General features: G+C 43.7%; 22 protein-coding genes, 1 other RNA gene and 1 pseudogene. 6 read left to right on the top strand and 18 right to left on the bottom strand.

Annotated elements, in window-relative coordinates:
* Window positions 1-8: 8 nt before the first annotated feature.
* The 7 genes and pseudogenes from EYW48_RS12940 to EYW48_RS12910 form a co-directional block, all read right to left on the bottom strand.
* Window positions 9-1,322, bottom strand: coding sequence for an HlyD family type I secretion periplasmic adaptor subunit (locus EYW48_RS12940; protein WP_277432512.1), 1,314 nt, complete (start codon window positions 1,320-1,322; stop codon window positions 9-11).
* Entirely contained in the window at window positions 1,315-3,459 is a 2,145-nt protein-coding gene (locus tag EYW48_RS12935; protein WP_277432511.1) for an ABC transporter transmembrane domain-containing protein, read from the bottom strand. The genes EYW48_RS12940 and EYW48_RS12935 overlap by 8 nt, the downstream gene beginning before the upstream one ends.
* Window positions 3,456-5,102 (bottom strand): ABC transporter transmembrane domain-containing protein, encoded by a 1,647-nt coding sequence (locus EYW48_RS12930; protein WP_277432510.1) that lies wholly within the window; start codon window positions 5,100-5,102, stop codon window positions 3,456-3,458. The genes EYW48_RS12935 and EYW48_RS12930 overlap by 4 nt, the downstream gene beginning before the upstream one ends.
* A gap of 350 nt (window positions 5,103-5,452) precedes the next feature.
* Window positions 5,453-5,635 (bottom strand): annotated as a pseudogene (locus EYW48_RS12925) (endonuclease); the annotation flags it as partial.
* A 120-nt stretch (window positions 5,636-5,755) separates the two neighbouring features.
* Window positions 5,756-5,852, bottom strand: an RNA gene (gene ffs / locus EYW48_RS12920) — signal recognition particle sRNA small type.
* Between the two features lie 163 nt (window positions 5,853-6,015).
* Complete coding sequence (locus EYW48_RS12915; protein WP_277432509.1) at window positions 6,016-8,037, bottom strand: GGDEF domain-containing protein; 2,022 nt, start codon at window positions 8,035-8,037, stop codon at window positions 6,016-6,018.
* Between the two features lie 127 nt (window positions 8,038-8,164).
* Window positions 8,165-8,902, bottom strand: a complete 738-nt coding sequence (locus tag EYW48_RS12910; RefSeq protein WP_171981515.1) for a hypothetical protein — start codon at window positions 8,900-8,902, stop codon at window positions 8,165-8,167.
* Window positions 8,903-8,954: 52 nt separating this feature from the next.
* Here EYW48_RS12910 and EYW48_RS12905 point away from each other — a divergent pair, with 52 nt between their 5' ends.
* Window positions 8,955-9,257, top strand: a complete 303-nt coding sequence (locus EYW48_RS12905) for an MGMT family protein (RefSeq protein ID WP_171981514.1) — start codon at window positions 8,955-8,957, stop codon at window positions 9,255-9,257.
* A gap of 30 nt (window positions 9,258-9,287) precedes the next feature.
* On the opposite strand, the gene EYW48_RS12900 is transcribed toward EYW48_RS12905, so the two are convergent.
* Window positions 9,288-9,719 carry a YbaY family lipoprotein gene (locus EYW48_RS12900; RefSeq protein ID WP_277432508.1) on the bottom strand — a complete coding sequence of 144 codons (432 nt, stop codon included), beginning with the start codon at window positions 9,717-9,719 and terminating at the stop codon, window positions 9,288-9,290.
* Between the two features lie 137 nt (window positions 9,720-9,856).
* On the opposite strand from EYW48_RS12900, the gene tesB reads away from it, so the two are divergent.
* Window positions 9,857-10,717 carry an acyl-CoA thioesterase II gene (gene tesB, locus EYW48_RS12895; protein WP_277432507.1) on the top strand — a complete coding sequence of 287 codons (861 nt, stop codon included), beginning with the start codon at window positions 9,857-9,859 and terminating at the stop codon, window positions 10,715-10,717.
* 64 nt (window positions 10,718-10,781) lie between these two features.
* Here the strand turns inward: tesB and EYW48_RS12890 are convergent, their stop codons facing one another.
* Window positions 10,782-11,240 carry an Lrp/AsnC family transcriptional regulator gene (locus EYW48_RS12890; protein WP_053312169.1) on the bottom strand — a complete coding sequence of 153 codons (459 nt, stop codon included), beginning with the start codon at window positions 11,238-11,240 and terminating at the stop codon, window positions 10,782-10,784.
* A gap of 118 nt (window positions 11,241-11,358) precedes the next feature.
* On the opposite strand from EYW48_RS12890, the gene EYW48_RS12885 reads away from it, so the two are divergent.
* On the top strand, window positions 11,359-12,429 hold the full coding sequence (locus tag EYW48_RS12885) for a PLP-dependent cysteine synthase family protein (RefSeq protein ID WP_053312170.1): 1,071 nt from the start codon (window positions 11,359-11,361) through the stop codon (window positions 12,427-12,429).
* Window positions 12,430-12,488: 59 nt separating this feature from the next.
* Here EYW48_RS12885 and EYW48_RS12880 read toward each other — a convergent pair whose 3' ends face one another.
* Both EYW48_RS12880 and EYW48_RS12875 read right to left on the bottom strand, forming a co-directional pair.
* Window positions 12,489-12,806 (bottom strand): DUF1244 domain-containing protein, encoded by a 318-nt coding sequence (locus EYW48_RS12880; protein ID WP_168521603.1) that lies wholly within the window; start codon window positions 12,804-12,806, stop codon window positions 12,489-12,491.
* A 166-nt stretch (window positions 12,807-12,972) separates the two neighbouring features.
* Entirely contained in the window at window positions 12,973-13,845 is an 873-nt protein-coding gene (locus tag EYW48_RS12875) for a Tim44 domain-containing protein (RefSeq protein WP_168780582.1), read from the bottom strand.
* A gap of 178 nt (window positions 13,846-14,023) precedes the next feature.
* Between EYW48_RS12875 and EYW48_RS12870 the strand changes: the two genes are divergently transcribed.
* The 3 genes from EYW48_RS12870 to EYW48_RS12860 all read left to right on the top strand — a co-directional run bounded on the left by EYW48_RS12870 (window position 14,024) and on the right by EYW48_RS12860 (window position 17,586).
* Complete coding sequence (locus EYW48_RS12870) at window positions 14,024-14,614, top strand: TetR-like C-terminal domain-containing protein (RefSeq protein ID WP_053312173.1); 591 nt, start codon at window positions 14,024-14,026, stop codon at window positions 14,612-14,614.
* A 15-nt stretch (window positions 14,615-14,629) separates the two neighbouring features.
* On the top strand, window positions 14,630-16,501 hold the full coding sequence (locus EYW48_RS12865; protein WP_176245818.1) for an MFS transporter: 1,872 nt from the start codon (window positions 14,630-14,632) through the stop codon (window positions 16,499-16,501).
* A gap of 161 nt (window positions 16,502-16,662) precedes the next feature.
* The gene (locus EYW48_RS12860) at window positions 16,663-17,586 is read left to right on the top strand and encodes a putative sulfate exporter family transporter (protein ID WP_171981799.1); all 924 of its coding nucleotides are present in this window, start codon (window positions 16,663-16,665) and stop codon (window positions 17,584-17,586) included.
* Window positions 17,587-17,643: 57 nt separating this feature from the next.
* Here the strand turns inward: EYW48_RS12860 and EYW48_RS12855 are convergent, their stop codons facing one another.
* The 7 genes from EYW48_RS12855 to EYW48_RS12825 form a co-directional block, all read right to left on the bottom strand.
* A complete protein-coding gene (locus EYW48_RS12855; RefSeq protein ID WP_176312412.1) occupies window positions 17,644-17,817 on the bottom strand; it encodes a hypothetical protein in 174 nt (57 codons plus the stop codon).
* Between the two features lie 126 nt (window positions 17,818-17,943).
* Window positions 17,944-19,386: an o-succinylbenzoate--CoA ligase gene (menE, locus tag EYW48_RS12850; protein ID WP_277432506.1), complete on the bottom strand. Its 1,443-nt coding sequence runs from the start codon at window positions 19,384-19,386 to the stop codon at window positions 17,944-17,946.
* Window positions 19,386-20,372, bottom strand: a complete 987-nt coding sequence (gene menC / locus EYW48_RS12845; protein ID WP_053312177.1) for an o-succinylbenzoate synthase — start codon at window positions 20,370-20,372, stop codon at window positions 19,386-19,388. The genes menE and menC overlap by 1 nt, the downstream gene beginning before the upstream one ends.
* Window positions 20,373-20,562: 190 nt before the next feature.
* Window positions 20,563-21,429, bottom strand: coding sequence for a 1,4-dihydroxy-2-naphthoyl-CoA synthase (gene menB / locus EYW48_RS12840; RefSeq protein ID WP_053312178.1), 867 nt, complete (start codon window positions 21,427-21,429; stop codon window positions 20,563-20,565).
* A gap of 37 nt (window positions 21,430-21,466) precedes the next feature.
* Window positions 21,467-22,246 carry a 2-succinyl-6-hydroxy-2,4-cyclohexadiene-1-carboxylate synthase gene (gene menH, locus EYW48_RS12835; protein ID WP_277432505.1) on the bottom strand — a complete coding sequence of 260 codons (780 nt, stop codon included), beginning with the start codon at window positions 22,244-22,246 and terminating at the stop codon, window positions 21,467-21,469.
* On the bottom strand, window positions 22,236-23,951 hold the full coding sequence (gene menD, locus EYW48_RS12830) for a 2-succinyl-5-enolpyruvyl-6-hydroxy-3-cyclohexene-1-carboxylic-acid synthase (RefSeq protein ID WP_277432504.1): 1,716 nt from the start codon (window positions 23,949-23,951) through the stop codon (window positions 22,236-22,238). The genes menH and menD overlap by 11 nt, the downstream gene beginning before the upstream one ends.
* The gene (locus EYW48_RS12825) at window positions 23,948-25,255 is read right to left on the bottom strand and encodes an isochorismate synthase MenF (protein WP_277432503.1); all 1,308 of its coding nucleotides are present in this window, start codon (window positions 25,253-25,255) and stop codon (window positions 23,948-23,950) included. Before EYW48_RS12825 ends, menD begins: the two co-directional genes overlap by 4 nt.
* Window positions 25,256-25,367: the final 112 nt, after the last annotated feature.

Here is a 25,367-nt window from a genome sequence, read left to right as displayed (position 1 = left end):
AAAATAAACTAACGTTCCCCAAACGCGACACTCACATTGGTATAAATCGGTTTCCATAGGTACTGAAAAACCGATTTCTCACCCGTGGTAATGTCAACTTCACCGGTCATCCCCGGTAAAATAACAAACTGTTCAGGGTTATCTCTAAAATACGGCTTGTCTACCGACACGATCACCTCGTAGAAAATCTCGCCTCTTTCACTTTGGCTCGTCGTCGGCGAGATACTTTCAACTAACCCCTTCAATGCACCAAATCGGCTGTAGTCAAAGGCATCTACCTTGATACGGGTTGGCTGACCAACGCTCACAAAGCCGATATCTCGTGGAGATAAACGCGCTTTGAATGCGGCTTTTCCACCAACAGGGACAATTTCAACAACAGTACCTCCCGGTTGAATCACGCCACCATTTCTTGTGCTAGGAATACTTTGAACCAAGCCTTGCACTGGGGATTCCATAACCGTATTGACTAACTTAGCTTGACTGGATCGCACTCTTGCGTTCAATGCGGACAAGTCTGAAACCGCTTTGGAGCGTTGATCGCTCACTTCCACTTTAGCCTCAGCGAGTAACTGCTCTATTTTTTGATCATTACTTTCACCTTGACGAATCAACACGGATTTCTTGCCTCGTGCTTCTTCTATCTTTTGTTCGATGGAGGCTAGTTTCTGACGCATTTCGAGTACACGCAAACGGGATATATTTCCCGCTTTGAAACCTTTTTCAAGTATCACTAATTCTTGCTTAGTGGCGGTGAGTTCTTTTTCATAGCTGGGCAACGTCTTTTCAACACTTCTTAGCTGCTCTGATATTTGCTCGCTCTCTTTTTCCAGTACAATTCTTTTTTGGAAATACAAAGCTTTTTGGGCATTCAGCTGGGCTTTTTGTTGGCTGACAATCTCGGGGAAATCCACTTCAAACTCAGCAAAGTTTGGCTCTCGTTGCTCAAGCAGCGCATTCATTCGCTCAACACTCATCTGAAGCGTGACTTGTTGTGACTGCAACTCTTCGAGCGCCGTTTGTTGGAAGGTGGCATCAAACTCCACCAACGGCTGACCAACCTCCACCAACTGCCCCTCTTTCACAAGAATACGTTTCAATTTTCCGCCGATGTCGCTTTGCAGTACCTGCTTCTCTCCTTCAGGTATCACTGCACCTTTTGCTTTAGCAATTTCATCCACTTGAGTGACCAAAGACCAAGTGACAAATGCGATAACACACAATGCAACAGACCATGTCGCCAGCGCCAATGTACGAGCCGTATTTTGTGATTCAACAAGTTCACCATAGCGCTTGCCTGTCTCAATAGGTTGTTTAGCCATTAGTGACTCCTTGCATAAACTCTTGTTGGCCTGTCTGTTGATCAGCTTGGGGCTGTGCAGGTTCTATTGGCCCGGCATAAACCACTGCTCCTTCATTTAACACCACAACTTTATCAGCAAGCTTGATTAAATCCGGATCGTGGGATGTGTAAATCACGGTTGCTTTTCCTTTTTTCGACTGCACAAACTCACCAAATATACGTTTAGCATTTGGATAAGCATCAGGCACAGGATTATCCATTAAGAACATTGGGTAGTCATAAACCAGCGCTTTCGCGTCAATGAGGATCTGCGCGACGCTGCCAGACAGCATGTCAAAAAGGCTATCCGGTTGAATGCTACTGATCGACGTATCGAGCCCACCTGACAATGTCTCGAACCAACGCTTTCCGCCCACCATTTCAATCGCAGAGATCATTTTCTGGTCTTCAATTTTGTGCCCATCGTTTAACCACTCTCGTATACTTAATGTCAGTAAGTCTGGATAAGCAGCTCGAATGAAACACCAATGGCGATATAGCTGCGGGTCATATTGAGCAAGGTTAACCCGATTAAGCTCAACGATACCATTTTGAATAGGTTGTAATCCGGAGAAAACTTCTATCAGCGTTGACTTACCACTACCAGAAGGTCCTGTGATCGCTACAATTTCGCCGGCTTCAATGTCAAAACTCACACCACTCAATGCGGGGCGACTCTGCTTGGGATAACGCAGTGTCACTTGGTCTAATTTCAAGTTAGGGGCTGTCGACGGCAAGGGGTGATGCTGATAGCTAAATTCACGCTCAGACGGTTGAGACATAACACGATTCACCTGTAACTTGGATTGATTGAAGCTACTGAAACGCATCGAACTGTTCGCCAACGCTTGTGCTGGCCCCGTCACTTTGGATATCAACATCATGGATGCGATAAGACCACCTGGCGTCATAACCTCTTCAAAAATAAGGCCTATTCCTAACCCCATCACAGCGAGCGTCGACCCCACACCAATAAAATAGTACATGGAGGTGTATCGGCTCTGTAAAACCGACTGATTAAACGTCACGGTTGACGCAAGAAGGTTGGCCTTTTTAAAACGTTGAATCCAGTGCTCTGAGAATCCAGCACTGCGAATAAAGGCGAGTTTGGATGAAAGCTCATTGGTCATGTTTTGACGATTCGTACCAGCTACCGTCGATTGCATTGAGCGCTTGCTGCTCGAGCGTATCGAACGTTTTGCTAGCAAGTAATAAAGGATTAAAGAGACGACTGGAACCAGTACTAACCACCCACCTAACACACCTATCGCTAGTACAAAAATAAGAATGAATGGCAGATCAAACAGCGCATTTCCTAATGGCCCCGATAACACACCTGAAATACGCTCCGACAACATCACTTGGTTTTGCTGACTAGAAGAAGCTGTTTGCTGATTTTGAGCATAGCTATTACGAAGCAGACGCTGCACGAGGGATTGAGAGATTTCACGGCTTACTCGGTTCGAAACTGAAGCAAACACTCGGCTGCGCAATGTTCTTAACCACCCCATCATCACAAACAACAAAGCCGCACCAATGGCGATACCTTGCAGCTCATGTCCTGCATCACCACCAATCACATGGTCATAAATCGACATCGTGATGAAGGGGACGGCAAGTGCAAACAAGTTGGTGATAAAGCTGACCAACAACAATTTAGGAATGATGGGACGAAACGCATGTAACCTTTCGCCAACCCAATCAGGAGAGGCTTTCTCTAATGGCGGACCTTCGATAACGATGCAAAACTGCGGGACATCGGTGATGTCGTCATTGGCGTTAAAAGAAACAAATTGTTTGGATTCTAAATGACCAGAGACCAGCTCATTTTCACCAAGCACCAGTAAAACCAATTTATGCTCGCCAACTTCGTCTAGGTTGGCAACCAAGCGATATGGCAATGCAAGCCTATCGAACAAGGCAAACATATCGTCGATTGATTCAATCCCATTTTCATCGACCCATTGACGTGCAAACAACTGGATATTCGTATTCACTTCCAACTGTTTAAGGACAGAAAGGCTTTCATTTTCTAAATGATTCATCACCTCTTGTCGACCATTCGTATCTGCACGGTTGTTCGTACCTGAAGGGTTACCAGTATCTAAACGATTCATACAATAGCCTCCTGGTTGTTCTCACTGTCGACCGCAATAGTTCGACTTTCCACTGTAATGATTCGATTAGCCAATTCGCGAAGTTTAGAATGGTAGCTCACCATCAGTATCGTGCGTCCTGCCGTCACTTCTTCTTCCAGAACCTTAGCTAGGTTTCCGAGGGCATCTAAATCAAGCGAGGAATCTGGCCTTTCTAACATGATAATGGGTTTATCACTTGCCAGTTGAGTCGCGATATTGAGCATTTTCACGTTGCCCATACTCAGCAGAGACGCACTCGTATGGCCAATTTGTGTCTCTAGTCCATCGGGTAATCGAGTGATTTCCTTGGTTAAACCCAAACGCTTAGCATAGTCACTGGCGCTATGTGTTCTCTCAGGATCAAACCCGCACAAGTTGTCGAGAATAGTACCTGACACCAACTGCCCTTTAACACCGCAGTAGGCCGCAATGTTGGTTACGGATGCGATCGAAACGGTAACTCCGTTAATGGAGCACTCCCCCGCTTTTAGATCGTCAATACCTGCAATCGATGACAATAAATGACTGTTGGTGTGGCGATCCTCACTCTCTAGCAATACCAACTCGCCTTTATTCAATGTGACATCTGCATGAGCGAGTTCACCGTATCTTTCAACGGTCGCTTGCTTGATTTCCAACACCTCAAAGTCAGATAAGTGGCTCTCGGCTTGCTCAGAATCTGAAGAGTCCGATAGTGACAAGTCACTCAATTTTTCTATTGCCTGATTGGCACTGTGTATTGAATTAAGCTTGATTCGAACTCCCACTAAAGCACTTAACGGTGCAACCGCTCGGCCAGATAAAATAGAACATGCTGCCAGCCCACCTGTGGTTAACTGACCATCTAACACCCACAAGCTGCCCGTAATCACAAGTAAAACTGACGTCGCTAATGCGGCAAGTTGAATACACTCTTGAGCGAAGGCGTTCTGTTCTTCTTCTCTCGCTTTAGACTGAGAGCGAACATTATTGAGGGATTTAAACTGATTGAAGATTCGAGATTCAACGGCCTGGCGTTTGATTCCCTGAATGGTTTGGCTCAGTAAAATCAAGAACGCTTTGCGCTCCTGCTCATCTTGAGAAGCTTCTTCACTTAAGCTTTTTACGCGAATAGAAGATAACCAGACAATTCCGAGAGTAATAAGCCAAACTGCCAAAGGTATCGCCACTAACTCACCACCGATGTAAGCCACCAACCCCAAGAAGATCAATGCAAAAGGCAAATCAATAAAGCCGGCGATCACCCCACCGGAATACCAATCTTTAACTTTGGATACGGAGCCCAGCCCCTCTTCCACTCCGCCAACACCAATATGGCGAAGATGGCCAGAAGACGCGGTCGTCACCCTTTCAACCAAGGTTTGATAGGTCGCTTTCTCGGTGTTACTGGCCGCAGCAGACAAAAGCCAAGTTCGCACAAACCGGATTAATGCTTCCATAGCGACAGCCAACGTCGCACCCGCTAATAACAGAGTGGCAGTCCCGTAACTCTGGTTAGGTAAGATACGATCGTAAATTTGTAAAACCGTTAGCGGAACAGCGAGAGAAAGAAGATTTATGAGCAAAGAAGGCAGTAGGACTTTCCCCACCACCCCTTTGTTTTTCATTGAACTTACGGGCATATACAATCCTTATCCATGCTTATGAAATAATATTGGTACAGACTATTAGGTTATGCAAGGTAAAGGGCTGATTTAATTTGATTTTAAGACACTGGTAAAAACAATAATTTCTATCAAACCATATAACCTAAACTGCACGCTATCAGTGAGTAAGTTACAACAAGAAACATTTAACTTTAGGTCGTTCTGTTCAAATCAAGGTTTTTAATATTAGAACTTCGTTTAGATTAGAAAATGTATGTAAGACTCATATTAACAGATTGCGAATGAGCTTTGATCCTAAATGATATTGGGACTGGGCTAGCCACGGAAGCTAGCTCAATGGAGGCTTAGGATTGAAACCCTAAACCATTAAAGTAGTAATAAAAACCGTGTGGTTGAGATATGTACCTTTTAACATCAGGGTTATATTCGAGATGGAAACAAAAATCGAACTCTAAAACAGAGAGAGTGCGAACGACAGCATCATTTTTCAAGCTCATAAACTTGCAGATGTTGTGGACGTGAGAGGATTTTTTGGTTTGGTCGAACATAGTGCGCTTCACTTTTGTTGTAAACCTACAACAAAAAATAGACTATGCTGACTTATAGTGCGAATTTGCTAAATATTTTGCAATTTATGCTAAGTTATTTTGCAAACATCAGAAGGGTGGAAGCCCCAGCCACATCCCGGCACACAAGTCACTCGCTGCGGCTGCTTCCTTCCGGACCTGACCGAGTTCACGAGCTATTGTTGCGGGAGGACCAGGGCCTCCATAGATTTTTTATCTTGGCTTGAATCACCAAAGAGTGCGAGGATTATCAAGCATCACTCTGACTAATGCAAGCCGAAATCCTGACAGATTTCGTCATTTGGCTTTAAGTGACTACCATTTAAACAATTCGGGAGGCAAAAAGACATATTTACCCTTTATTAACGAGTTGATGTACCTATCACTTTTAGTTTTGGGGTAGATTTTGGCTCTGCATGCCGATGTTTTGCTTGGTACATCGCAATATCGGTTTCATGAAGTACATCTTGCAAACTCATGAAATGATCACGTTGGTTTGATACACCAATCGCCACATTCACTTCAATGCTTAAACCTCTCTTCTCATCAATAAATAGGAATGATTCTAACTGCTTTAGAATGGAAGAGAGCGAGTCATTATTATATTGGCCGATAAGGATAAACTCATCACCACCAATGCGATAGCTGCGACCGCGCCAGATATTATTGATACGACTGGCTAGTGATTTAAGAACTTCATCTCCCACTTCATGCCCATAATTGTCGTTAATCGGTTTAAAGTTGTTCACGTCTAAATAGATCAGTGTTACGTAGCTATTTAATCCTCCGGAGTAGCGGCTATACAGCGCTCGGCGGTTACGCAGTTTGGTTAAGTTATCCGTGTTTGATTGCGAATGAAGGTACAGAGCGACAATGGATAGAAAACCGAGCACCAACATAAACAACCATTGAGTTTGTCGTGAAAATGCTTGCTCTGCGGCCAGCGTAGCACGCCAGTCTGGTTGATAGTCATAGCTGTTAATGATTTTAGGGGTATCAATCATCTTAATAGCACGAGAAAACAGCGGAGCAAGCGAGGCTCCCATGCTATTTTTAGGAAAACCAATAGCAATATCAGAAGAATAAAAACTACCGATCAAAGTATCTTCGACCAAAGGTAATAAGTTATCCGCTTCACGCAGAACCTGGTTGAAGTTGGCTCGGCCTAAAACGACATAATCGACTTCTTTATTTAACAGCGCTTTGATCTGTTGATCTTGCGTTTGATAAACGTTTAATGTTTTATGCGGTAACATTCCGTTAAGTAGTTCTTCAAAAAAATCATCTTTAATCACACCTATACGCTCTACCACCAGTTCAGATACATTGCTATAGACATTGTCTTTGTAGTTTTCACGCTTGACCAAAATAGCCTCTGGTCGATAGTAACTATCGCTGAAGTAAATCAAACTTTTCCGTTGTTGAGAAATCGTGACCGGGGCAAGAATATCAATCTGTTTATCGAGCAAATCACCATACATGCTTTCCCATGTTTCATCAGCCGTACTAACTAATTGACACTTAAGCAGTAAGATATCACACGCTTGAAATACAATATCTGCACTGATCCCTTCGACCTCACCGTTACGTTGATATTGCGCAAATTGACTGACATTTTCTAACTTTATTTTTAATGGTCGCTGTACATTGAGCCCGCTGTCGATAACCGACTGACGCAATGCTTGTTTACGAATATCAAATTGGTACTTCTGTACCGACTCACGTAATAACTTTTGCACAGCAGCAGAATGTACATACGACTCAGTTTGCTTCAACAGCAGAGCATTGTGTTGTTTAGGTGTAATAATTGAAACGGGTTGAATAGGTAATTGATCATTAAGCAACTGTGCATCAAGACCTTCCATCAACATTGGTTTTAGCTGATTAATCGCATCAACTACACCATCCACTTTTGCCGCTTTGAGTAATGCTTTTGCTTCAATGGCACCATCATATTCAATTAATTCAATGTGAGGGTAATGATCGCGGATCAATGATCCATAAATAGTCCCTTTCGGCACGCCTACTGTTCTCATTTCATTCAACTTAACATTGATATGACTGAATACGTAAGTGTATTCAATATTGGTTGGGCTAGAAAAGTCGAATCGTTCGGCACGCTCATTGGTATAGGTAACGTTAGCGGCAAAATCACTTTCACCAGACTCAACCGATTTTAAAATCGCATCAAAACTGGGGTAATTGACATAGTCAATATCAAGATGGAATTGGTAAGCAACGGCATCAAACAAAACGCGAGTAACGACATCGTCAGCCTCTGTGGCAACGCGGTAAGTTTTATCAGTCACTATCGGGGCTGACACCGCGGTATTGGCCGCTAATATCGATCCGAGAAGACAAAGATGTAAAAAAACTTTAGCCATGACGTGTAACATTATTTTTATCTGTTTTTTTGATAAAAACATCATATACCAATGCCGTTGATATGCATAAGCATGAACTAACATTAATATCTATAATTTTGCACTAAATGTGATTGTGCATTCACTTTTATTCTATTTGCTCTTCTGTGCTTTTGAGCAAATAATCCGTCATCCATGCCGTACACAATAGGCAGATCCAAACGACAAACACCGAGCTAGGTACCTCGTTCGTTGGTGACACAACCAAAGTTGCAAAGCCGACAGTAGGCAGTGTCCAACACAGTAAAGGGTTCCAACTAAACGTGGTAAGTTTAGTTAAACTTTCCATCGATGCCATGATGCCAATGATGCTGAGTGCAACCAGCACCGCATAAGAAAAGTCCGCCATCCACAAGGGTAATAACAGACATAGAGCCCACCAGCGATGTTTATTTGAGGGTTTCCAATGTGAAGCTGCCCACCAGACCAGTATCACCGACAAGGTTTGAATGATGGTTAACCAACCAGTACCGCCCAGTTTTCCTGCCGACTGCGTAACAATAATACCCACTTGCAGAGTGACAACAATAAGCGCGCTGATTAATACAACTCCAAGCCGACTTCGCTTGGAAAATGCCACCATCAGCAATGGCAGCAGCACCCAAATACTAACGGATAAAGCAATCGGTTGATAAGACAACGTAAAGCCGTATATTGTCATCGCTGCAAGAAGCACTAAACCTGCCACTCCACCTTGTGGCAAAATCCACAAAGCAGGAATGACAACGGCCAAAACGGGAATGTCGCCGTCACTTAAACCGATGGCGCGCGCGCAAACTACAGCTAACGCTGTTGTGATCAGAAATTGAAATGTTGAAAATAGCATGCCCTCTCCTTATACCGTTCCTTGGTAACAATCGAACTAGGACATTATTAGTATGGACCAATTTTTAGCACAGATCTTTGCGGTGATTCACCAAATTCCAGAAGGAAGAGTAACAACCTATGGTGAAATTGCACATTTAGCAGGCTACCCCGGCTATGCTCGCCATGTCGGCAAGGCTTTAAGTCGCTTACCAGAAGGCAGTAAATTACCTTGGTATAGGGTTATTAATAGTAAAGGGGAAATATCCTTGAAAGGTGATGATTTGGAACGTCAAAAACAAAAGCTTATCGCAGAAGGGGTCGCGGTTACGGAAAGTGGTAAGGTTAAATTACGGCTCTACAAATGGCAGCCATAAATGCTGCCATTTATTATTCGTTAACCTTTTTTATTTGCTGCCGACACCAATCAAACGCAAATTGACATGTTTAGTGTTATTCTCATCAGTAATTACGGCATAATGTGTATCCGTGATAAAGCGAAGTTTTCCGTCAATTTCAATACGAGCGCTTACGCTATAGGTATGACGTGCATCAATTTTTCTGCTGTCAAAAGCTAAATCAAATTCAAGCGGCACTTGCATACCATTGGTTTCAAAGCGGTGCTTAGCAATGATTTGGGCTGGTGCATCCGCTAATGACACATCTTGCAACGTCACGGTAACTAATGCGTGGTCCGGTAATGCGATTCGCTCACGATACGCTACCATTCCAGTGATAGTTTGGATTGGTTTCGCGGAAGATAGTTTTGGTGATGACTGACAACCAGCTAGAAACAAACCTAGAGCTGCTGATACGATAAACAACAATGCCTTTTTCATAAAACCTCACTTATTGTATTGAATTGTCGGTGAGTATAGGCATGGTTCACTTTTCTGTCATGTAAGCTTTTAGATATTGACAAAATAATGACTCAGTAAAAAATACAATAAAGATATTGATAATTAGGTGAGGATCTATGAGTAAGCCACTAAATGAACTATTAGATTTACTACAACTCGAAAAATTAGAAGAAGGGCTATATCGGGGTGAAAGTGAAAATTTAGGCTTGCCACAAGTTTATGGTGGGCAGGTCATTGGTCAGGCTCTCTCTGCCGCTCGTTACACCGTAGAGTCAGACCGAACCGTTCACTCGTTTCACAGTTATTTTCTCTACCCTGGTGATCCTGAAAAGCCAATTGTATACGATGTAGAGAATCTCAGAGATGGCCGTAGCTTTAGTACACGCCGAGTCAAAGCGATTCAAAATGGCCGCCCTATTTTTTATCTCACCGCTTCGTACCATGGTGAAGCCCCTGGATTTGAGCATCAAAACACCATGCCCGATATCCCAGGGCCGGAAAATTTTGCATCCGAATCAGAATTAGTCGAGCAAATCGCTCAATTTTTACCAGAGAAGATAAAGAAAATGTTCTGCGGTGAAAAAGCGATAGAAATACGCCCTGTCACTGTGATTAATCCATTGAAACCCAAAAAAGCAGAGCCAAAACAATACCTTTGGATTAGAGCCAATGGCGCATTGCCCGACAACCAATTGATCCACCAATACCTGATGGGTTATGCCTCAGACTGGGGATTTTTAGTGACTGCACTGCACCCGCATGAAGTCTCTTTGATGACACCTAATTTTCAGGTTGCGACCATCGATCATTCCATCTGGTTCCATCGCCCCTTCAAAATGGATGAGTGGTTGCTCTACGCTATAGAAAGCCCAACAGCCAGCAACACACGCGGCTTAGTTCGAGGGGAAATCTATAACCGTCAAGGTGACTTGGTCGCAACAGCCGTTCAAGAAGGTGTAATGCGCTTTACTAAATAACGACCCACCAAGGCTTTACCTTAACCTAGGGTAAAGCCTTGGTGTTTTGAGTAACCGGCTCCGCTCATAAAGGTAATTGAGTGGTATATTTCAACGACTCCATAGCAAATGTTGACGTAACATTACTGATACCTTCAACGCTATTGACCAGTTTTTTGTAAAACTGATCAAAACACTTCATGTCTTTTACCAGCACTTTCATCATGTAATCATATTCTCCGGCCATTCGATAAAATTCCATGATTTCTGGGTATTCCGAAACTGTCGCAACAAAACGGCTATACCATTCATGTGAATGGTCACTGGTTTTTATGAGTACAAACGCCGTAAAACTTAGGTCCAGCTTCTCAGGGTCTAACAACGCCACTTTCTTGGCGATCACACCGGATTCTTCTAATTTTTTCAATCGCTTCCAGCAAGGAGTTGTCGTCAGGTTTACCGCTTCAGCCAAATCATTGAGTGATAATGTACTGTTTTGTTGCAGTAATGAGAGAATCATCCTATCAATTTTATCGAGTTCCATATTTTTACCAAAAAGGAGGATTATTTTCTCCAAAAATACAAAACCACAGTCAAAATAGCAAAGTTTTTCTCCTCAACTAAGGGTAAATTACACTTATAATAACAACGGAGATAGACTCATGTGTACTGATCATCAGTGGATTAATAATGCAATAAAAAAAATAGAAGCTGACTATCAACGCTCAGCCGACACACACTTGATCAAATTAGATCTGCCTTGTGTCGATGGCATTGACATCTATTTGAAAGATGAAAGCACACACCCGACAGGCTCGTTAAAGCATCGTTTGGCGCGTTCTCTTTTCCTTTACGCTATTTGTAATGGCTGGGTTGGCCCTGAAACCACCATTATTGAATCATCATCTGGTAGCACTGCGGTTTCTGAAGCGTACTTCGCCCGCTTGCTTGGTTTGCCTTTTATCGCGGTGATGCCGAAATGTACGGCTCGCAAGAAAATTGAGCAGATTGAAATGTACGGTGGTCAGGCGCATCTTGTTGATCGTTCAGACCAAATTTATGCTGAATCTCACCGCTTAGCACAAGAGCTCAATGGTCACTATATGGACCAATTTACTTATGCAGAACGCGCAACAGACTGGCGTGGTAACAGCAACATTGCCGACAGCATTTTTAGCCAAATGAAAATGGAAGACCACCCCGTTCCTACTTGGATTGTCATGAGTCCTGGTACTGGTGGTACTTCAGCAACGATTGGTCGCTTTATCCGCTACCAAAAATACGACACAAAACTGTGTGTCGTTGATCCTGAAAACTCAGTATTTTACGACTACTTCCAAAGCCGTGATCCTAACCTTACTCTGGTCTGCGGCAGTAAAATTGAAGGGATTGGTCGCCCGCGTGTTGAACCTAGTTTTATTCCTGGCGTAGTCGATGATATGCGCAAAATCCCAGATGCAGCAAGCCTTGCAACCGCCTATTGGCTAGAAAAATTACTTGGAAGAAAAGCAGGCCCATCGACAGGCACTAACTTGTACGGTGTATTGCAACTCGCCAGTGAAATGAAACAACGCGGTGAGAAAGGGTCAATTGTGACACTATTGTGCGATAGCGGTGAACGCTATTTAGACACGTACTATAACCCAGAGTGGGTTGCCAGCAACATCAGTGATTTACAACCTTATTTAGATAAACTGAACCTGTTCGAGCAAACCGGTCATATAATCAATTAACTATTCTCAAATTCAAAAGCCTTTAAGCAAAACGCCCTCAGTGATGAGGGCGTTCTCGTTTATTTATTCTGTTTTGCTTCAAAAGCCGCAAGTTGCTCTGGAGTAGCCGGCGGTTGATGATTCTGCTTCCACTCATCATAAGTCATGCCATATACGCGCTCGCGGGCGTCATCGATATCCAGTTCAATCCCTTGGTTATCCGCTTCCGCTTTATACCATTTACTAAAGCAGTTACGACAAAAACCCGCAAGAATCATTAAATCTATATTTTGCACATCTTTATTATCATCTAAATGTGCTAGCAGGCGACGAAAAACCGCAGCATCTAGCTTATCTTGCTCTGCTTGTTCAAGGTTTTTGTATTTAAATTCAGCCACTTTATTTCCTTTTTATTTTTATTGAAGACAGACATGAGTATGTCTTAACTATCACCCCTTGCCAACGTCTTACAAGATTGTGGGAGATAAGAAAGACAAAACGCCCAAGAAGACTTGAGCGTTTAATATGATCATTAGATTAATGTATAACCTTAAATAACAGCGGTTAGCCTTGAATACCGACAATTAACCATGGCGCATTAGGCTGAGTGAGATCTCGTTCTAAATGCCACACATCTTCAATATCTTCTTCAATACCTTCTACAGCATCACGATAACGACCGCTAAACTGCAAGCTAAGCTGCGCTTTGTTAGCATCGTAGTCAGCACGAACGATTTCAGCATCAACGTACATCACATCGGTATGTTGTTCACCCTCTAACTTAGCACGCTCTTGCTTTAGGTCTTCAAACAAGCTTGGAGACACATACTCTTCAACCGTTTCAAGTTGGTTGTGGTTCCACGCACCTTGTAAAATACGGTAGTGCTCACGTGCACCATTTACAAAGGAGACTTTATCAAAACCAGCAGGATAGTTATGCGGGATATCACTGTGTGCATTGGCACCAAATCCACCCGTTGCTTGTGGTTGCTGTTCGAAGTTGTGAACGTTAGGTTGTTCAAATTGATGTTGATTGCTGTTCGCACCACCAAAAGCTGGCTGTTGTCGATTCATACTGCCTTGCTTGGCTCCAAGCATGCCGCGCATAAGCTTGAATAAGACAAACGCGATAAGGCCCATGATAAGAATATCCATAAACTGGATACCTTCAAACGCACCACCAAAGAAGGCAGCAAGAAGGCCGCCCGCTAACAAACCGCCAAGTAAGCCACCCATTAGACCTTTTTTGCTCGAACCAGCTTTACCTGTTTGATCTTGTTTAATTGTGTCATTTTTTGGTGTTTGTTGTTTTGGCGCGGGTGCCGTTTTAAAACTTTTACCAAATGACTTACCGCCACCAAATTTCTTTGCTTCGGCTATTGGAGTGACCGCAACAGCGACCATCAGTAGCGCAACAAGGGAAAAAAGACGTTTCATGTTTTTCCTTAGGGTTATTTTTATTGAGGCACCACCATCATAACCACTTCGGATATACAAGAAAACCTCTGCTTTAAGTGGACATGTATCAGAATATTGCAAATAAAGTGTGTATCAGTTGACGCTTATACACCACCTATCTAGAATATCGAACATTGTTCATTATTAAAACATAACCATGGCAAGACGAAACGATCACACCCGAGAAGAGCTGATTAAATTGACACTCAAGGTAGTAAAACGCTTTCTTGAGGACCATACCTATCATGAGTTAAGTTTACGCAAAATCGCCACCATGATTGGCTATGTACCAAGTACGTTAGTCAATGTGTTTGGTAACTACAATTTGCTGCTTTTGCATGCCGTAGCACAAACGCTTGATGAATTATCAGCGCAAGCTAAAAAAGCCGTCAATCAATGTGATGACCCAAGACAAGCGCTCTATCTGTTAGCCTACTGCTATCATGACTTTGCTTTGCAGCATCCTAATCGTTGGCAGCTTATTTTCGAACACAATATGAATGGCGAAGCCCTACCTGACTGGCAAGCTGAGCGTATAGATACCATGACAACCATGCTTGAAGGTTTGTTACAAATAATCGCACCCCAGCGCACCAAACAAGAAATTTTGCAAGCAAGTCGCGTATTATGGTCTGGCGTGCATGGTATTACCTTATTAAGTGTAGATGACAAGTTTTTCGCAGCCGAACCGATTGATGGTAAGAAGCTGATCGAAAACTTACTCTCCAATTATCTCACTAACTGGTAAAAATAAGGAATGGCAATGCCTCAGCATCAACCCTCGCTGCTTACTCAACGACGTTTTCTACCTTACTTTATCACCCAGTTTTTTGGGGCTTTTAACGATAATATTTTCAAAAATGTACTGCTGCTTTTCGTCGCTTTTGCCGGTGCAAATGTTTTACCTATATCAAGCAACCTTTTTATAAACCTCGCTGCTGGGTTATTCATTCTGCCTTTCTTCCTCTTTTCAGCCTCTGCGGGTGTGCTTGCAGACAAGTACGAGAAATCCGCCTTTATTCGTAAAGTCAAACTGGCCGAAATTGGCATTATGTGCCTTGGGGCAATAGGCTTTATTACTGAAAGTTACTCTATTTTACTGTTGTTACTCTTTTTAATGGGCACGCAATCGGCATTTTTTGGCCCAGTCAAATACGCGTTACTCCCTCAACAGCTTAAATCTGAAGAGCTGGTTCCTGGCAATGCGTTGGTAGAAACGGGAACTTTTCTGGCGATTTTATTAGGTACGTTAGGTGCTGGGTTAATTGCGTCAGCAGAAAATGCAAAATACGTTGCCGCTGCGGCGGTTGTCGTGTTCGCTATTGTGGGTTACTTAGCCAGTCGCCATATCCCTAATGCTCCTGCTTGCGCACCTGATTTGAAGTTTCGTTGGCAGCCAATCAAACAAACCAAGCAAACCATTGCCATAGCAAAAAGTGATCGCACAATTTTTCAATCGATAATGGCCATCAGCTGGTTTTGGTTTTTGGGCGCTGCCTATTTAACTCAATTTCCTAATTTCACTCACCATTATTTAAATGGTAACGAAAGCGCTGTCTCCTTTTTGCTGGCGCTCTTTTCGATTGGAATTGCCACCGGTTCAATGACATGCGATAGGCTCTCTAACCATCGCATCGAAGTCGGTATCATTCCTATTGGTAGTTTTGGTATTACTATTTTTGGTTATTTGATGGCACAAGCGGTTCCTGATAACTTGCCGATATTTACCGACTTTAATAGCTTTTTAAGCTACCAACCACTGTGGCCATTATTCTTCTATTTGCTGATGATTGGTGTCTCTGGTGGTATCTTTATTGTGCCTTTATACGCCTTAATGCAGCAACAAGCTAAAGTGACACAGCGAGCACAAGTGATTGCCGCACTCAATATTTATAATTCACTATTTATGGTCGGTAGTGCCATTTTAGGTATTGTTTGTTTAACTATACTGGAACTATCCATCCCTCAATTGTTTGTTATTTTAGCGTTACTCAATCTATGCGTTACGCTCTATTTGTGCTTACAGGTACCCATTTTTTTAGTTCGTTTTTTGGTGTGGATTTTGACTCACACTATGTACCGAGTGAACCATAAAAACCTGCATCATCTCCCCGAAAAAGGCGGAGCATTGATCGTATGTAACCATGTCAGCTATATGGATGCATTACTACTCAGCGCCGTATGCCCACGATTAATCCGATTTGTGATGGAAGAAGATTATGCAAACTTGCCGACTTTACGCCGATTCCTAAAGCGTGCTGGCGTTATTCCTATTTCGGCAAGTAACAGAAGCTCTATTCGTCGCGCTTTTAGTGAGGTAGAACAAGCATTAGCCGAAGGTCATATCGTGTGTATTTTCCCTGAAGGACAATTAACTGCCGATGGTAAAATCCATGAATTTATGCGCGGAATGGATATCATCTTAAAACGCAGCCCCGTCCCTGTCATACCGATGGCTTTAAAAGGGCTATGGGGCAGCTACTTTAGCCGAGTAAAAGGGCAAGCGTGTCGTGGCTTACCGACTCGATTCTGGTCTCGTCTCGAAATAGAAGCCGGAGAACCTGTTGCTCCGTTACAAGCCACAACGCAAGTGATGCAAGAAAAAGTCATTCAACTACGTGGAGACTGGCGTTAACACGCTTACGAATTGCGCTTTGTCTTTGCGTAATACTCTACTCTCATTGCCATCATTTTGAACTGGCGTTCAATAAAACTGAACGCCAGTTCAAAACATCGAAACTACAACCGCGTGTGTATCCTATACAATGACACTCTTCTTATCTTTCGATTAATACGATGAACATCTCTTTTAAGCACATTGCATTTTTACTGGCCACTATTGCTTGTTTAACACCTTACATCACCTCTCCTACCGCTTTGGTAATTGGCTTTTTTATGGTGAGTGTAGGTTTAGTGCCAGGCAATCTACCGATTGCCAAAATGACTAAGAAATTGCTCGCCTATTCAATCGTCGGCTTGGGGTTTGGTATACCTTTGCAAGAAGCGTTAACGGTGACCAGCAATGGGATAGGACTTATTATTGCTTCGATTACAGCCACGTTATGTATAGGTTGGATATTAACTAAACGGCTAGGATTGGCACGAAAAACTGGCTATCTTATTGCTTCAGGCACCGCAATTTGTGGTGGTAGCGCCATTGCTGCGGTCGCCCCAGCCATCAATGCTGACGATGATGAAATCGGTTTAGCGCTGGCCACCGTTTTTGTCTTAAACTCGGTTGCTCTGTTTATATTTCCACTCATTGGCCACGCTTTGCAGCTCGATCAACACACTTTTGGTACTTGGGCAGCCATCGCTATCCATGACACCTCTTCTGTTGTCGGTGCAGCTTCTGCTTATGGCGAAGAAGCACTTAAAACCGCGACAACACTAAAACTCGCGCGAGCCTTGTGGATAGTACCTGTTGCTTTAATCAGTGCGATGATTTTTCGCAGCCAATCCAAGAAAGTCACTATCCCTTACTTCATTGTCTTTTATTGCATCGCAATTTTAGTCAGTGATTTTTTTCCGCAGTTTGATGCGATATATAACGCAATCTTTACTGTGGCGAAAAAAGCACTCGTCGTTTGTCTATTTTTGATTGGTTGTGGTATTTCAGTAGAAAAAATTAAAGCATCAGGACCGAAACCCCTGATTCTTGGCATCACCCTATGGTTTGCTATTTCAGTTTCATCATTGGCGTGGTTAATGTTCACTTAATACCGAAATGGGGAAATAGAACAACGATGTACCAGGTGATATTGAGAAAGGAAAAGCCTAAAAATCTTCAGCTTTGAAAGTGGCTTGCTGAGACTTATCGATTCGATATTTAAACAACCAAGCGACAATAGCAACAAAAGCAAATAACTCTGCAACTGAGCGAATCACGCCCTCACTGCTTATCGATATTCCAACAAGTAGCGCGATGATGATGATAAATACGCCTTTCATTATTTCTCGCTATTCCAAACTCTGCTTTTTAATAACTTCATTATGAGGTTGAGTTATAAGCTTGAGAAATTCAGTTTTGGACTATCTAATAACTAAGGCGTGTTGTACTCGTGAGGTGAGTGCGAGTTAATCCGCGATTCGGTACTGGGGTTGGTGGTTGGACAACCACGCTTTAAGCGCACTACGAGAGACTTTGATGCCTGAGTCTGTCAATGCTTCTGGCATCAAAAAATAAGCCACTGGCCATTTAAACTTATCTAATTTACCCGTCAACCACAGCTCTATTTCTTGCTGATTAAGTGGTAAATTCCCACGTACCACGGCAATCGCTCGGCAGCCGAATTCAGCATCTTTAACCGCTACAACCATCGCTTGTTCAATATCAGGGTGGCGATTGAGCACCGCTTCAATTTCTTCACAGTGAATATTCTCTCCGCCGGAAATAAATTGGTTATCGGCTCGTCCGATAATACGCAGTTCATCACCTAACCATTCGCCGAGATCTTTACTGTCAAACCACCCCATAGCATCGACAAAAGGAATAACAATCCCCTGGCGATAGTAACCACTGGCCAGAGTATCACCACCAATCCATATACGCTTTTGCTCTACTTTCAACTGGCGATTCGGTAATAAATAACCCGCACTATTTTGAGTATCTACCCGCTTGGCGGTGACTGTCGACGCAGCTTCGGTCATGCCATAACCTAACCAAGTTTCAATACCAAGTTGTGCCGCTTGTTGGCTAAGACTATGTGGAATATGACTACCACCGAGCAAAACATGAGTTAAAGTAAGTGCCTTCCCGCTTTCAAGCAGACGTTTTAATTGCGTAGCAACCAAAGAAGCATGAGTGACTTGCTGGATATCTTGACTCAATTCTCCACACCCAACTTTTAAACACGCCCCAGCACTAAGCCAGCGGTAGATAATTGCCAAGCCAGAAACATGATACATAGGCAAACTCAATAGCCATGTATCCTGCTCTGTATAGGAAAAGTGCGCCAATAACCCAGTTGCAGAAGCAAAATGCTGTGCAGAAGTATGGACGACCGCTTTGGGCTCCCCCGTTGAACCGGAAGTAAACACGATCGAGCTCAATTGCTTTGCATCAAAACCTTCCGCAATGGGAGTGCTACTGGCTAGTATCTGGCTATCATCAATCTTAACGATCACTGTTTTTGGTGTTAATGCAGCGATTTCAGCAATGCTCAACGCCGCACCACACCCGAGCCACAACCACGCGCTTTGATCGGGCTTATATAGGGTCTTCAGCTTTTTTTGAAGCAGTTCGTAAGGCTGCGGCATGGTTATCGCGCAGATCACGCCAAGTTTAAGGCTCGCCAAATACAAAAACAGCAATTCAGGGCTATTTTTACCCACCAACGTTAATACGTCATTGGCTTTAAGCCCTTGCTGCCTAAGCACATCAGCATAGCTATTCACTAACTGTGTTAACGCTGACCACGTGTAATCACCTGATGGGGTAATTAAAGCCAGTGAATTGGCCGCCTGTTGCGCTTTCTGCTCCCAAGGGAGAGAAGAGAATGTGTGCCGAGCTTGTCGCATTATGACTGCCAAACAATGCACTGGTCAGTCAAAGATTGCAGTGGTAAATCGCACCCCGGCCAACTCACTTCTAATTGGGCTTTAAATAAACCAATGGTGTCTAGCCCTGGCACTTCGTCAGGCAATTGCCACTGTGCCAAACGGGCTAATTGGCACAGTCCCAAACTGGATTCAATGCTTGAACTTATCACCGCCTGAATGCCCATCGCTTTGGCTTTTTCAATCAAGGCCACGCAACGCGCAACAGAACCAATCAATGTCGGTTTAATCACAATGGCTTTTGCACCCGTTAAATCTTCTAAACGAAAATCATCTCGACGCACGGCATGTTGTAGTGTTTCGTCCCATGCAATGGCGATACCACTATTGATCGCAAACGCGAGACTGTGACTTGGCGACTGACATGGCTCTTCTAAAAAAGCAATGCGTTGACGTACCGAAGGAGAAACATACTTGGCAAACTGTTCCGCTTTAGCTGGCGTCCAAGCGCGATTCGCATCCAGACGAAGTTGTAAATCAGGCATCGATTCTAAAAATAGGTTCACTAGCATCCCATCACGGATCGCCTCATAAAGACCCACTTTTACTTTCGCCACTTTCTTACCCGGCATGGCATTTAATAATGGGATCAACTCATCAGGGTCACCAGTGCATAACGGTGCTGCGTGATAGTTACCCATTGGTGGCAATTCACCATTCAGCTCAAGCTCTGCCATCGAGAGGCCAAAGGCAACCGAAGGGAAAAGATCATCATAGGCAATTTGCTCACCACCAACCCAAAGCTCAAGTTGTTGCGCGGCTTGCTGTTGTGCTTCTTCGGCTGACTCCACACTAAAACCGATCAGCGGTGCAACTTCACCTAAGCCTTTATTTTCGCCTTCGCACAACTCAATTATGAAGCCTTCGCGCTCCACCAGCTTTTGATCACGAAGAATTACGCCGCTATCCATCGGTAGACAGTAACGATATAGTTTGGCACTGCGCATAAATTTCATCTCTTTCTTAATGACGTTCTCTAGAGAGTAATAAATCTTCTCTAGCTATACTTTTCCTACTTGAAGTTGTTTGGGTATATCAATGTACCGTGAATAAAAACAGCCATCAAAGGCGATAAGAGATGCTTAGTACTACCAATAAGCACCTCCAATATAACCAGAAACGACTGATGAGATTCAATTAAGGGTTGCGAGGAAATTTATTAAACTCTGGGCGTCTTTTTTCATTAAACGCATTACGACCTTCTTGGCCTTCTTCTGTCATATAGAACATCATGGTTGCGTTACCCGCCAGTTCTTGTAGACCGGCTTGACCATCACAGTCAGCATTTAATGCTGCTTTCAGACAGCGCAGCGCCATAGGGCTATGCTGGAGAACTTCACGACACCAACGTACCGTCTCTTTTTCTAGCTCATCAACCGCAACGACGGTATTCACTAAGCCCATATCCAACGCTTCTTTCGCGTCATAAAAACGGCATAAGAACCAAATTTCACGCGCTTTTTTCTGACCAACGATACGGGCCATGTAAGAAGCCCCCCAACCGCCGTCAAATGACCCCACTTTTGGACCTGTTTGACCAAACTGTGCGTTTTCAGCCGCGATGGTTAAGTCACACATCATGTGTAATACATGACCACCACCTACTGCCCACCCAGCAACAGAAGCAATGACAGGTTTTGGACAAGTGCGAATTTGGCGTTGGAAATCAAGTACATTAAGGTGGTGCGTACCTGAATCGTCACGGTAGCCGCCGTAATCACCACGAATTTTTTGATCTCCCCCAGAGCAGAAAGCATCTTCGCCCAAACCAGTAAGAATGATCACACCAACTTGTTCGTCATAGCGTGCGTCCGCCAGCGCATTGATCATCTCTTTTACAGTTTGAGGGCGAAATGCATTGCGCACTTGTGGACGAGCGATGGTGATTTTTGCGATGCCATCTGGGGATTTGTGATAGTGAATATCTTCATATGCTGCGCCGCAGTCATTCCACACAACGGGCGCGTACAATTCTTCTTCAGTAATACCAACAGTTTTAGCCATGATGATTTTCCATTGTTGTTCTAAATTCGATGCTTATTTAGCATCGACGTATAAATTCTCGAATAATTTCAGCAAAAGCCTGTGGCTGCTCTTGGTGAACATTATGCCCAGCGTCTGACACAGGGTAATACAATAAGCCACTTTGCTTTGCCAATCGGGTAAACTTGGTGTCGTTGTCGCCACAGACATAGCACATTGGTATCTGTGACGACTTTAACTTATCAAGTAAATAAGGCTGTTTGGCAAGCGAGGTAGAAACTAGCGTCTGAGCAACCGCAGCGCCAAGGTTAGCACTACGTTTTGTGATTAAGGTTTGTCTTTGCTCATGATTTAATGAAGAAAATACCGCTTGCTGATACCAATCGCCCAACACTTGTTCAATTGGCTCACTTTTGAAGCGTTCTGACCAAGCCATGTCACTGACAAGTCGCTCACTTCTGAGTGCGTCATTCTGTAAACCAAAATTACCGCCTTCGATCACGACACCTTGAATATTAAATGTATTGAAACATTGCATCGCAACACCATACATCACCATTCGTCCGCCTAAAGAATAGCCGATCAGAACAATAGGAGTATTCGGCGCTATGTGCCGATTAATGATATTAGAAATGTGATTACAGTCAGCTTCAAAGCCACCGCTTGGGCTTGATTGGCTTATGCCATGCCCAGGTAGGTCAATCGTCACACAACGATAGTCTGTGAGGTAATGAATACTCTCTAGCCAATCATCACCACACCCCAATAAACCATGAACAAACACCAACACGGGTTCGCTGTTGATCGCTATTGGCTGTTGACGTCGACTAGCTGGCATCAATTTGCTGAGTAAATTGTTTAAGTTGAGTTGAAGCTTGCTCAGGAGGTGTGATCACTTCAACGATTAATGTTCCTTGTCCCTGCTGTAAGTGCTCACTCACGGCAGATTGATACGCGGAGAATGTTTGAGGACGAACATAGGACAAACCAAATTGCTTGGCCGCAAACTTAAACTGATAGCCATGAGGCATTTGATAAAGCGCTGACTTTTGAGCGGCAGGTACTGGCAATAAATCAAAAATCGCCCCGCCATCGTTATTGGTGACCACAATCACTAATGGCGCACAAGTATGAGTGACTAGTGCAAGAGAGTTGAGATCATATAACAAGGCGGTATCACCGATAAGCATAAGCATCGGCTGTTGGTTAATGCGTTGCACACCAGCCATGGTTGCCACTAAGCCATCAATGCCAGAAGCACCTCGGTTGGAATAGACATGGCGATTGTCGAGCGTAGCAAACATATCAACTAGGCGCACAATTAGGCTGTTACCAAGAAAAAGATCAGCATTTTGGCTACGCTCAGCAAGATCCAACGCAACCGCAATTTCACTTAATGACTCATCACCACACAAATGCAGTTGTGCCAGTTGCTCAAGCTCGCTAGCTTTGCTTTTTAATTGGTCAGCCCAACCTGCCTGAGTCGCACCTAATGCCGTCCACTTGCTAATGTGCGTTTCGACCCACTGTTCAATATCAGCAACAAAGTGCCATTGAGGTAAGTGGGAAGGGTTATTACGCTCAGCTTGAGATGAAACATATATATACTGCGCTGCGCGCTGCGTAACCTGTTCACTTAACCATTGATGAAGCCTTTTCGACACTAAACGAGATCCAAATTGAACAATCACCTCACATTCGCTGAGCTGCTCTTTCGCTACGCTATTTTGCAGCCATAAATCAAAATGTGCCCAGTCGCTGTTCACCCCAGATTGTGGATCACACAATACTGGCCAACCGAGTTTATTTGCAAACTGCTTGGCTTTCTTTGCGTTTGCTAGGTTCAATGAACCAATAATGACTAAACCTTTTTTATTAAATAGCTCACCACAATCCATGCTTTCAGTGCACCATTGCCCAAAGCTTGAACTGTATGGCTGAGAGCTTGACTGCCATGAATCGATAGATGCTAGATAGCCAGCAAACTGGGTTTTATCCCCTTGCGAATATAAAGGTTCGGGAAATGGGCAGTTAATGTGTACCGTTCCACCTTGTCGAGCTTGGTTTGCCATCATTTCATCAAGGCTAGTAAGCAGCCAGGTTAATGGTACTGCGGTATTTGGGCTCGGTAAGTTAAGGGGTTGAGTCACATGTGAAGAATAGATGCCAACTTGATTGATGGCTTGATTGGCACCACACCCTACTAACTCAAGTGGGCGATCTGCGCTTAAAACCACCAATTTTTCGCCGGTGAGTTTAGATTCAGCAATCGCTGGCAACAGATTAGCCACCGCGGTGCCAGAGGTCACGATTACCGCGACTGGCTTTTGACTTGCCTTGGCTAATCCCAAAGCTAAAAAGCCTAAACCACGTTCATCAAAATGCGTATGCAGTGTGAGTTTTTGATTGGCATCCGCTTCAAGGGTCAAAGGAGTCGAGCGCGAACCCGGTGCAATACAAACCTCTTCAACATCCAAGCGTGTCAGCTCTTCAAGAAGGGTCTGGCTCCAAATTCGATTCAATACTGCTTGATCTTGTTTCATGATGCGACTCCTAGTGGCAAGTGGTCACTAATCAAACTCAACAATGTTGACATCTTTTTATCTAGTTCTTGCCATTCATATTCCGCTACTGAACCGGGGACAATCCCAGCCCCAGCAAATAGCTGCACTTGTTTATCCACTAATAACGCACTGCGAATGGCCACACAAAACTCCGCTTTTTGATGGCTGATATAGCCTACCGAACCTGCATACCACCCACGAGCAAAAGGTTCACGGGCGAGAATGAAATCCATCGCCTCTTTGCGCGGTAAACCTGCAACCGCAGCCGTAGGTTGCAATGCACTGAGCAGTTGCACACCATTAATGCCTTTTTTAAGCTGAGCATGGATACTACGTTTTAAATGCTGCACTTTACGTAACCGCACTAAGCGCGCTTCCTGTTCTACCTCAACACATTCAGAATGTGGCGTTAAACGCTCAACAATATCATCCACCACATATTGGTTCTCATTGAGATTTTTACTATCTTGAGAGAGCCAATTTGCCAATTCCATATCTTGGCTCGCATTCATGCCACGACCAATGGTTCCAGCCAGAGCTTCCGTATAAAGCTCATTTCCTTGACGCGCATACAAACGCTCAGGGGTTGAGCCCATAAAGCTGTGTTTTTGGTCCAGTGCTAACAAAAAATGAAAACTGTGATGGTTTTGCGTAGAGCTAGCTTTCAACAATTGCGCAGCACTGAGTGGCGAATCTAAATTCAGTGTTGTTTTTCTTGCTAGCACCACTTTCTTAAATGCATTTGCCTCAATCCCATCAAGTACCTGATCGACAAGCTGCTGCCATTGATTCTCATTTGGCTCATGCTTTATGCATTCAATATGTGAAGAGATTGAACGTAATGTGCTTACATCCATTTGTAGTTTATTCAGCGCCGCTAAAGTACGGTGGCGTTCTGCGGTCACGTTAACAGCAATTGACCATTGTTCATCAAACCGAATCAATTCAATTTGTGGCAGAAAAAAGAATGACGACATGCAACGCCTGTTTTTATCGGTATTACCATCAAACGAACGACCACCCCAGACACGTTGCTCAGCACCTAAAATAGTATAAGCAGGTTCTGGTTCAGAGAACGTATACAACTGACCTAATGCGACCACTTCTTCACGCGTGTCACGTGATTGCCAGTAAAACTTAGGGAAAATTGGTTGGGCTTCAAGCCAATCAATAGACGCGAAAAGTGGAGCTTCTTGCAAATTTTGTACAAAACGAACGTCATCATCCTTCGCGTCGTTTATTTGCTCTATCAACAGAGCAATGGCTTGATGAAAATGCGACAAATCGACCTCGTAAATATTGAGAGACGGGCTTTACTGATGGCTACTCTATTTAGACAGGCAACGTAAATCAAGGTTGCCTCCCATCTTTTGCAAATTCCTGTGATAAAGAGCT

Source organism: Vibrio sp. 1180_3, assembly GCF_029478545.1.
GTDB classification, from domain to species: Bacteria; Pseudomonadota; Gammaproteobacteria; order Enterobacterales; family Vibrionaceae; genus Vibrio; species Vibrio aestuarianus.
The sequence above is the reverse complement of the archived record's forward strand: the minus strand, read 5'-3'. Positions and strand labels throughout refer to the sequence as shown.